Genomic DNA, 1885 nt, shown 5'->3' on the forward strand with positions numbered 1-1885 from the left:
CTTTCTCTTTACGCTGCAAGCCTTCCGCGCCATTCTTTAGTAACATTCAAAGAACAAGGCGCTCCCGCCGGGGAAGGCGCCGGCAATCAGCTAGTACGGGTTCCGGGTCATGAAGTTTCGCAAGGTAGGCGTCATCGGCGCCGGTCAGATGGGCAATGGCATCGCGCATGTTTGCGCATTGGCGGGCTATGAGGTGGCCCTGCACGATGTCTCACGCGAGCGCATCGAGGCAGGCCTTGCCACCATTGACGGCAACATGTCCCGTCAGGTCGCCAGCGACCGCATCACCGCCGAGCAGCGCGATGCAGCGCTTGCCCGCATCTCCATTGCCACCTCCATGGAAAGTTTCGAGGACGCCGACCTCGTGATCGAATCGGCGACCGAAAATGAAGATGTGAAACGGAAGATTTTCGCCGAGCTATGTCCGCATCTGCGCGAGGATGCGCTGCTTGCGACGAATACCTCCTCCATCTCCATCACCCGCCTTGCCGCCTCGACCGACCGGCCGGAGCGCTTCATGGGACTCCATTTCATGAACCCCGTACCGGTGATGGAACTGGTCGAGCTGGTGCGTGGTATCGCAACCGATGACGCAACCTTTGAAAGCATCCGCGATTTCGCCGATTCGCTCGGTAAGAAGATCGCCCATGCCGAGGATTTCCCGGCCTTCATCGTGAACCGCATCCTGCTGCCGATGATCAACGAGGCCGTTTACACGCTTTATGAAGGCGTCGGCTCGGTCGAAAGCATCGACAAGGCCATGAAGCTCGGCGCAAACCATCCGATGGGTCCGCTCCAGCTTGCCGACTTTATCGGCCTCGACACCTGCCTCTCCATCATGCAGGTGCTGCATGACGGGCTGTCGGATTCAAAATACCGCCCCTGCCCGCTCCTCGTGAAATATGTCGAGGCGGGCTGGCTTGGCCGCAAGACACAGCGTGGCTTCTACGATTATCGCGGTGAAAAGCCCGTTCCGACCCGCTGATTCGGTCATTTCGCAGCAGAAACAAGTCGCTGCCACTTCGTTAACCTCCTCATGCCAGACTGCGCACCCTGCGAGGGGGGGACGCATGGATGGACAGGATGGCCGGCAGCTTCGGATCAGGTGAACGCGCGCGGAAAATAACGGATGAGCCGCAGCTCATTGAGCGGCCGGAACATCCGGCGATCATTGAGCTTGCTGCCTATCTGGAGCGCCTGCGCGGCGACAGGGAAATGCCGGATCGGGCCGATATCCAGCCCTCCGAGATAGCCCGCCTCCTTCCCAACATGATCATTGCCGAGGCGGTGAACGGCGGCGCCGATTTCCGCATTCGCCTTTTCGGTACGGCGCTTGTCACCCTTCTCGGAGAAGAGCGCACGGGCAAGCTCCTCAGCGAATTTGCCGAGGAAAGCTCCGCCTTTTCGAGTGAAAACCCCGAATCCGTGCAGCGGCGCTGGCTTTTCGTGACACAGCGCGCCTTTTTTGGCCGCAAGCCCGTCTTTCTGAAAGTGCCTTTCGCCGCCTCTGGCCGCCTCTACATGGTAGGCCATTGCCTCTCGGCCCCGCTGACGGCAGGCGGCAGCGAGCCCGCCCAGACCATCGGTGCCATGTTCGCAAGCCGCGTGGATTAAGACTGACGGCCTGCCCCTCAGCTATCCGGTGACAGTCCGTAAAGCCTGAGCGCTTCGGCAATCAGCTTTTTCGCGTCCGCGCTTGCCCAATGGGCCGGACCCGCCATGCGGCCTATTTCCTCTCCCTGCGGCGAAATCAGGATGGTCGTGGGCAGACCGAAGGCGCCCAGCGTGAAATTCGCCTTGGCGCTAGGATCATGGTAAGGCGCAAGATGGCTCACCCCCACGGAGTTGAGGAAGGAAACAACCTGCTCCTGCCCCGCCGTATCAA

3 protein-coding genes are annotated in these 1885 nt (G+C 60.5%); 2 read left to right on the top strand and 1 reads right to left on the bottom strand.

The window, feature by feature from the left end:
* Positions 1 to 109: 109 nt before the first annotated feature.
* Positions 110 to 985, top strand: coding sequence for a 3-hydroxybutyryl-CoA dehydrogenase (locus WBF74_RS14055; RefSeq protein WP_424441000.1), 876 nt, complete (start codon positions 110 to 112; stop codon positions 983 to 985).
* 89 nt (positions 986 to 1074) lie between these two features.
* Complete coding sequence (locus WBF74_RS14060) at positions 1075 to 1614, top strand: PAS domain-containing protein (protein ID WP_424441002.1); 540 nt, start codon at positions 1075 to 1077, stop codon at positions 1612 to 1614.
* Positions 1615 to 1631: 17 nt separating this feature from the next.
* Here WBF74_RS14060 and WBF74_RS14065 read toward each other — a convergent pair.
* Positions 1632 to 1885 (bottom strand): TlpA family protein disulfide reductase (locus WBF74_RS14065; protein ID WP_424441004.1); only part of this gene is annotated, 254 nt, incomplete at its 5' end.

The organism is Parvibaculum sp., from assembly GCF_049672805.1.
GTDB lineage: Bacteria > Pseudomonadota > Alphaproteobacteria > Parvibaculales > Parvibaculaceae > Parvibaculum.

What these genes read in the sequence shown, in the direction of transcription:
- WBF74_RS14055 (WP_424441000.1), top strand. Translation starts at nt 110, where the DNA reads ATGAAGTTTCGCAAGGTAGGCGTCATCGGCGCCGGTCAGATGGGCAAT.
- WBF74_RS14060 (WP_424441002.1), top strand. Translation starts at nt 1,075, where the DNA reads ATGGACAGGATGGCCGGCAGCTTCGGATCAGGTGAACGCGCGCGGAAA.